Below are 7,125 nucleotides of genomic sequence, written 5' to 3' on the forward strand. Positions count from 1 at the left end.
CTGGTGCACCTGCCGCTCGGCGACGAGCGGGGTCTCGACCCCGAGGTCGCCGCCCGGCTCGACGCCGCGGAGCGTGCGGTGCTGCGTGCCGTGCCCGCCGTGATCGCGACCAGCGACTGGGCGGTACGGCGCCTCGTGTCCCACCACGGGCTGGCCCCCGAGCGGGTGCACGTGGCCGCTCCCGGCGCCGACATCGCGCCCCTCGCCTCCGGCACCGACGGGGTCTCCCGGCTGCTGTGCGTGGCCGCGGTGACCCCGCGCAAGGGGCAGCACCGGCTGGTGGAGGCGCTGGCCGGCGTCACCGAACTGCCCTGGAGCTGCGTCCTGGTGGGCGGGCTCGAACAGGAGCCCGAGTACGTCGCCCACCTCCGTGCGCTGATCGCGCGGCACGGGCTGGAGGACCGGGTGCACCTGGCGGGGGCGCAGGCCGGCGCCGCGCTCGACGCCAGCTACGCCGCCGCCGACCTGATGGTCCTCACCTCGTACGCGGAGACGTACGGCATGGCCGTCACCGAGGCACTCGCCCGCGGCATCCCGGTCCTCGCCACCGACGTCGGCGGGCTGCCCGAGGCCGTCGGGCGCGCACCGGACGGCGGGGTGCCCGGCATCCTCGTACCGCCGGAGGACCCCGCGGCGATCGCGGCGGAGCTGCGCGGCTGGTTCGGCGAGGTCGACGTACGGCGCCGGCTCAAGGCCGCGGCCCGCGGCCGCCGGGCGGCGCTCGACGGGTGGGCGACCACGGCCCGCAGCCTCGCCGGTGTGCTGGGACGGCTGCGCCACGAACCACGGAAGGCGGCTTGAGGGTGACCACGACCACGTCTTCCACCACCACCGCTGCTACGACCACGGGAGGCGCGTCCGACGTGCACCAGTACGCCCCCCAATGGCTGGAGCTGCGCGAGGGCGCCGACGCCGACGCCCGGGCCGACTCTCTCCTCGATCCGCTGCGCGCCCGGCTCGCGCACGCGTCCGGCGGGGCGGCGGAGCTGGTCGTCCACGACCTCGGCTGCGGTACGGGCTCGATGGGCCGCTGGCTCGCGCCCCGCCTGGAGGGCGCCCAGCGCTGGGTGCTGCACGACCACGACCCAGGACTGCTGCGGCTGGCGGCCGACCGCGCGCCGCGTGCCGCGGCCGACGGGAGTCCCGTCACCGTCACCGCGCGGCGCGGTGAAATCGGGCGCCTGACCGGCGCCGATCTGGTGGACGCGGCGCTCGTCACCGCCTCCGCGCTGCTGGACGTGCTCACCGTTGAGGAGGTCGACGCGCTCGCCGCGGCCTGCACGGACGCCGGCTGTCCGGTCCTGCTCACGCTGTCCGTCGCCGGGCGGGTGGAGTTGACCCCGGAGCACCCCCTGGACGCCGAGCTCGGCGACGCCTTCAACGCGCACCAGCGGCGGGGCGGACTGCTGGGCCCCGAAGCGGTCGACGCGGCCTGCGACGCCTTCTCCCGGCGGGGGGCGACCGTCCGGGTGCAGCCGAGTCCCTGGCGGCTCGGGCCCCGGGAGGCGGAGCTGACGGAGGAGTGGCTGTGCGGCTGGGTCGGCGCGGCGTGCGAGCAGCGCCCTGACCTCGTGGACCGTGCGGACGCGTACCTGGTGGAGCGGCTGCGGGCGTGCCGCGCCGGTGAGCTGCGGGCGGTCGTCCACCACTGCGACGTCCTCGTGCTGCCCGGGCCGCCGGCGACGGGCACGGTCTCGTGAACGCGCCGGTGGGGGAGAGGGCCGGGTACACCACGCCCTCGGACGCGAGCCTCTCGGACGCGAGCCTCTCGCACGCAGCCGTGAGCCCCTCGGACACGGACACGGACATGGACGCGGACCCGAGCCCGCGCACGTTCGCTCGTGCCGTCCGCCCCCACCTCGGCACCTTGGTCGGCACCGCCATCATGGGGGTGCTGCTGTGGCGGCTCGGCACGGGTGTCTTCCTCGACGGGCTGCGGCGGATCGACGCCGTGTCCCTGGTGGCGGCGGTCGGCATCGGTGCCGTCACCACGGTGTGCAGCGCGTGGCGCTGGCGCGTCGTGGCGCGCGGACTGGGCATCCGGCTGCCGCTGGGCCCGGCCGTCGCGGACTACTACCGGGCCCTCTTCCTCAACGCGGCCCTGCCCGGTGGCATCCTCGGCGACGTGCACCGCGCGGTGCGGCACGGGCGGGACGCCGGGGACATGGGGCGCGGCGTACGGGCCGTCGTCCTGGAGCGGGCCGCGGGCCAGGTCGTCCTCGCCGTGGTCGGCGTGACGGTCCTGCTGACGCTGCCGTCCCCGGTGCTGGCCCAGACGCGGTACGGGACCGCGGTGCTCGGGCTCGGCGCGCTGGGCGGGCTCGCGATCGTGGCGGCGGTTCGGATGGGGCGGACGCCACGTCCCGTACGCCGGGGCCGTGCGCTGCGGGCCCTGCTCGCCGAGGCGCGCGCGGCGCTGTTCTCCCGCGCGAGTCGGCCGGGCGTCCTGCTGTCGTCCCTCCTGGTCCTGGCCGGGCACGTCGTGATGTTCCTGCTGGCCGCCCGGGTCGCCGGGTCGGCGGCCTCCGCCTCCGAGTTGGTGCCCCTCGCCCTGCTGGCCCTGCTCGCGATGAGCGTGCCGCTGAACGTGGGCGGCTGGGGTCCCCGGGAGGGCGTCACCGCCTGGTCGTTCGGCGCGGCGGGGCTCGGCGCCTCCCAGGGGCTGACCGTGGCGGTGGTGTACGGGGTGCTCAGCCTCGTGGCCGCGCTGCCCGGCATCGGTGTCCTCGTCGCGCGCCGGTACGCCGCCCCGCGGGCGCGCCCGCGGGGTCAGGACGGCGGCGTGACTCCCCCCGCGTCCGGGGCCGTAGAGGTGACCACCGAGAAGTACGCGCCGAACGCCTCCACCAGCCCCGCCAGCAGTTCCTTCCCCTTCCCGGCGGTGGCGAGCGAGGGACGGCCGATGACACCGGACCCGGTGTAGGCCGACATACCGAGGGAGAGGAGATGACGTCGGTCGTCGGCGAGGAGGTCGGTGGTCTCGTGACCGGGCCGGACCAGTTCGGGGTGGCAATGCAGCAGGATAGAAGTCTCCATCTCCCCCGCGTGCATGTCGCTGAGCAGCGAGGTCTCCACGCCCGCCCGCTCCCGGGCGGCGTCCCAGTCCTCGGCCGCCGGGAAGAGGGCCGTGCGGTGTCCCTCGGCGGTGGCTTCCTGCACCACGTTCCCGAGCACGTAGTTCCCGCCGTGTCCGTTGACCACCACCAGCGCCTCGACCCCGGACCGGCGCAGCGAGGCCGCCATGTCCCGGACGACGGCGTACAGGGTCGTGGCGGAGACGCTGACCGTACCGGGCCAGGCCGCGTGCTCGTGCGAGCACGAGACGGTCACCGGCGGCAGCAGGTGCACCGGGTACGCGGCGGCCACCTCCCGCGCTATGGCGCAGGCGACGAGCGTGTCGGTGGCGAGCGGCAGGTACGGGCCGTGCTGTTCGTAGCTGCCGACGGGCAACACGGCGACCTGCACGTCCGCGCCCGCCGCCCGCACCCGTACGTCCTCGGAGGTGTCCAGCGGCAGGACCGGGGCCCCTGTCACCGGCTGCCCCGCCGGCGCCCGTCCCGGGACGTGACCCGCCTGCGATCCCGAACTGCTCATGTGTTCCCGGCCTTTCGCGCTCACGCTCACCAAGATAGGAACCAGATCATGACAGACACTGTTGACGTACTCGGCGCGCAGGCGCAGTCCTCCGGCGCCGTACGCGTGGTCAGCGCGCCCCTGCCCACCGTCTACGGAGCCTTCGAGGCCGTCGGTTACCTGGACCGGGACCGCGGCGAGGAACAGGTGGCGCTCGTGTACGGCGACATCGGTGCCGCCTCGGGGGAGGACATACTCACCCGGCTGCACTCGGAGTGCCTGACCGGGGACGCCTTCGGCTCCCAGCACTGCGAGTGCGGCGACCAGCTCGACGGCGCGCTCCGGGCGATCGTGGCCGAGGGCCGCGGCGTCCTGGTCTACCTGCGCGGGCACGAGGGCCGCGGCATCGGTCTGCTCGCCAAGCTGCGGGCGATGAAGCTCCAGGCGGAGGGCCTCGACACGGTGGAGGCCAACCTCGCGCTCGGCCTGCCGGTGGACGCCCGCGACTACCGCGTCGCGGCGGAGATGCTGCACGACCTGGGCGTCCGCTCGGTGCGGCTGATGTCCAACAACCCGCGCAAGCGCGAGGCGCTGCTGCGGCACGGCGTCCGGGTCTCCGAGCAGGTGCCCCTGCTGATCCCGCCGTGCGAGGACAACATCACCTACCTGCGCACCAAGCGGGAGCGCCTCGACCACCACCTGCCCCACCTGGACGCGGTGGTCAACTCCTCCTGAGGAGTCCCGTTCCCGCTGCCCGGGGGTACCGGTCCCCGCCCCGCTCAGTCCACCACCGCCTCGTGCACCAGCCGCCGCAGCTCGGGGAAGAAGGCGTTGGAGGACGCCGGCCGGACCTGGGTCATGAACTGGACCGTCAGGTCCCGTCGCGGGTCGACCCAGAAGGTGGTGGTGGCGACGCCGCTCCAGCCGAACGTGCCCAGGGCGGAGGGCGTCTCGGTCACCTCGGGGTCGACGACGACGGAGACGCCGAGTCCGAAGCCGACGCCCGCGTTGCCGGGGACGCGGTGGGCCGGGCTGCCGCAGGTGCGCAGATCGGCGTCGCCCGGCAGGTGGTTGGCGGTCATCGCGGTGACGGACTCGGCGGAGAGCAGGCGGGTGCCGTCGAGTTCGCCGCGGCGGCGCAGGAACTCCATGAAGCGGTGGTAGTCATGTGCCGTGGCCACCAGGCCGCCGCTGCCGGACAGCAGCCGCGGGCGGCCGTGCAGCGGCAGGCCGGGGATCGGGGTGATGCCGCCGTCGTCGGTCTCCCCGTACAACTCGGCCAGCCGGCCCGCCTGTTCGTCCGTGACCTCGAAACCCGTGTCCGTCATGCCCAGCGGCCGGAGGACCCGCTCCGCGAGGAACGCGTCGAGGTCCTGCCCCGAGGCGACCTCGACGACCCGCCCCAGGACGTTGGACGCCACCGAGTAGTTCCACCGCGTACCCGGTTCGAACTGGAGCGGCAGGCGCGCGTACGCCGCGCACGTCGCCGCCAGGTCCGTGCCCGGCAGGACCGAGCTGTCCAGACCGGCCTCGCGGTAGAGCGCGTCCACCGGGTGGGAGTGGTAGAAGCCGAAGGTCAGTCCCGAGGTGTGGGTCATCAGGTGGCGGACCAGGACCGGCTGCTCGACGGGCCGGGTACGGACGTCGTCACCGGTACCCGACTCGTACACCCGCATTTCCGCGAAGGCGGGGAGGTACCGCGACACCGGGTCCGTCAGGGCGAGCCGCCCCTCCTCCACCAGCATCAGCGCGGCCACCGACGTGACGGGCTTCGTCATCGAGTAGATCCGCCACACGGTGTCGTCGCCGACCCCGAGCCCGGCCTCGCGGTCGCGGTGGCCGTACGTCGTGAGGTGGGCGACGCGGCCGTGCCGGGCCACCGCGACCAGGTAGCCGGGCAGGCGGCCCTCGTCGACCAGATGCGCGAAGTGCCGGTCCAGCCGGGCCAGGGCCTCCGGATCGAGACCGGCCTCGTCCGGTTCGATCTCCTGTCGCAGTCGTGCCATGGGTTCTCCCGGTGTGGAGCCGTTCCGCCCCTTGCTCAAGTACGTCCCTCCCCTGTGGGATCCCCCGCGGAACGCGCCCCAGTCCCGGGCGGACCGTCCGCTTCCGGCGACCGGACGCAGAAGGGACCGCCGGGCGCCGCCGCGCACGCCAGTACCGTCAGCGCGGAGCCCGGCCCGGTCCGCCCGATCCCCCTGGCCCTCCCGGCCCGCCTGACAGGGCGACCACGGTCATGGCCCCAGTGCCGGGCCGAACCCCGCGGAGGGGGAACGCCCCGCCGGGCAAGGTCGTTGAGCGGGCATGACCGAGAACGCACTGCTGGCGCTGCTGACCGAGTACGACGGGGGAGTGCTGACCACGATCAAGGCCGACGGCCGGCCGCAGCTCTCGAACGTCACCCACGCGTACGACACGGACGAGCGCGTCCTGCGCGTCTCCGTCACGGACACCCGGGCCAAGACCCGCAACGTGCGCCGGGACCCGCGGGTGTCGTACCACGTGACCAGCGCCGACCGGTGGGCCTACACCGTCGCCGAGGGCACCGCCGAACTGACGCCGGTGGCCGGCCATCCGTACGACGCGACCGTCGAGGAACTGGTCCGGCTCTACCGCGACGTCCAGGGGGAGCACCCCGACTGGGACGACTTCCGCGCGGCGATGGTCCGGGACCGGCGGCTCGTGCTGCGGATCCGGGTGGAGCGCGCGTACGGGGTTCCGCGGCGCTGAGTGACCGCGGCGCGCGTCCCAGGGCGCCGTCCGTGCGGGCCTCGGGCGCGTGGAGCACGGCCACCATGTCGGCGTCCACCCCGGGCGTCCGCCGCGCCGAGTCGGCACGCTGACCGAAATCCAGGCTGCCGCCCCACCCCGAACCTCACGAGACTGGCAACCCGCGCGCACCCCGGACGATCAGTCCCGGGCACCTCGATCGCGAAGGCGGGACCTCATGCCCAACGGAGCGCACGTCCTCCTCGAAAGCCTCGTGGACGCCGGCGTCGACACGTGCTTCGCCAACCCCGGCACCTCGGAACTGCACTTCGTGGCGGCCCTGGAGGACGTACCACGGATGCGTGCCGTCCTGTGCCTCTTCGAGGGCGTGGCCACGGGCGCGGCCGACGGCTACGGACGCATGGCGGACCGGCCGGCCTGCACCCTGCTGCACCTCGGCCCGGGGCTCGCGAACGGCCTGGCCAACCTGCACAACGCCCGCCGCGCCGGCACCCCCGTCGTCAGCCTCGTCGGCGACCACGCCCTGTACCACAAGCGCCTCGACGCGCCGCTGGAGTCCGACATCACCGCGCTGACCCGCACGGTGTCCGTGTGGACCCGGCGCGTGTATTCCGCCACCGGCCTGGCCGCGGACGTCTCGGACGCCGTGAGCGCCGCGTACGGGCCGCCGGGCGGGGTGGCGAGCCTGGTGGTGCCCGCCGACGTGTCCTGGTCCGAGGCGGTGAAGGGCGAGGTGGCGGTGGCGGCGCCCCGGCAGGGGGCCGTCTCCGACGACGCCGTGCGCGCGGCCGGGGAGGCGCTGCGCTCCGGCGGCCCCGCCGC

The 7,125-nt window shown here is 74.9% G+C and carries 7 protein-coding genes and 1 pseudogene; 6 read left to right on the top strand and 2 right to left on the bottom strand.

Annotation, left to right across the window (positions count from 1 at the left end; translation table 11 throughout):
• The 3 genes and pseudogenes from UW392_RS64670 to UW392_RS64680 form a co-directional block, all read left to right on the top strand.
• Positions 1-801 (top strand): glycosyltransferase family 4 protein (locus UW392_RS64670; protein WP_320784832.1); only part of this gene is annotated, 801 nt, incomplete at its 5' end.
• A 62-nt stretch (positions 802-863) separates the two neighbouring features.
• Positions 864-1,700, top strand: a complete 837-nt coding sequence (locus tag UW392_RS64675; RefSeq protein ID WP_320784838.1) for a methyltransferase domain-containing protein — start codon at positions 864-866, stop codon at positions 1,698-1,700.
• A gap of 107 nt (positions 1,701-1,807) precedes the next feature.
• Positions 1,808-2,704 (top strand): annotated as a pseudogene (locus UW392_RS64680) (lysylphosphatidylglycerol synthase transmembrane domain-containing protein); the annotation flags it as partial.
• Positions 2,705-2,769: 65 nt separating this feature from the next.
• On the opposite strand, the gene UW392_RS64685 reads toward UW392_RS64680, so the two are convergent.
• Positions 2,770-3,594 carry a creatininase family protein gene (locus UW392_RS64685; protein ID WP_414497801.1) on the bottom strand — a complete coding sequence of 275 codons (825 nt, stop codon included), beginning with the start codon at positions 3,592-3,594 and terminating at the stop codon, positions 2,770-2,772.
• A 48-nt stretch (positions 3,595-3,642) separates the two neighbouring features.
• Between UW392_RS64685 and ribA the strand changes: the two genes are divergently transcribed.
• Entirely contained in the window at positions 3,643-4,308 is a 666-nt protein-coding gene (ribA, locus tag UW392_RS64690) for a GTP cyclohydrolase II (RefSeq protein WP_320784834.1), read from the top strand.
• Positions 4,309-4,352: 44 nt separating this feature from the next.
• Here the strand turns inward: ribA and UW392_RS64695 are convergent, their stop codons facing one another.
• Positions 4,353-5,579, bottom strand: coding sequence for a serine hydrolase domain-containing protein (locus UW392_RS64695; protein ID WP_320784835.1), 1,227 nt, complete (start codon positions 5,577-5,579; stop codon positions 4,353-4,355).
• A 298-nt stretch (positions 5,580-5,877) separates the two neighbouring features.
• Here UW392_RS64695 and UW392_RS64700 point away from each other — a divergent pair, with 298 nt between their 5' ends.
• Both UW392_RS64700 and UW392_RS64705 read left to right on the top strand, forming a co-directional pair.
• Positions 5,878-6,303 carry a PPOX class F420-dependent oxidoreductase gene (locus tag UW392_RS64700; RefSeq protein ID WP_320784836.1) on the top strand — a complete coding sequence of 142 codons (426 nt, stop codon included), beginning with the start codon at positions 5,878-5,880 and terminating at the stop codon, positions 6,301-6,303.
• A gap of 217 nt (positions 6,304-6,520) precedes the next feature.
• A partial coding sequence (locus tag UW392_RS64705) for a thiamine pyrophosphate-binding protein (RefSeq protein ID WP_320784837.1) occupies positions 6,521-7,125 on the top strand: 605 nt, incomplete at its 3' end.

The organism is Streptomyces sp. CRN 30 (assembly GCF_034105845.1).

Bases quoted from the DNA above. Each gene is read 5' to 3' on its own strand.
- ribA (WP_320784834.1), top strand. From the start codon at position 3,643: ATGACAGACACTGTTGACGTACTCGGCGCGCAGGCGCAGTCCTCCGGC.
- UW392_RS64685 (WP_414497801.1), bottom strand. From the start codon at position 3,594: ATGAGCAGTTCGGGATCGCAGGCGGGTCACGTCCCGGGACGGGCGCCG.
- UW392_RS64700 (WP_320784836.1), top strand. From the start codon at position 5,878: ATGACCGAGAACGCACTGCTGGCGCTGCTGACCGAGTACGACGGGGGA.
- UW392_RS64695 (WP_320784835.1), bottom strand. From the start codon at position 5,579: ATGGCACGACTGCGACAGGAGATCGAACCGGACGAGGCCGGTCTCGAT.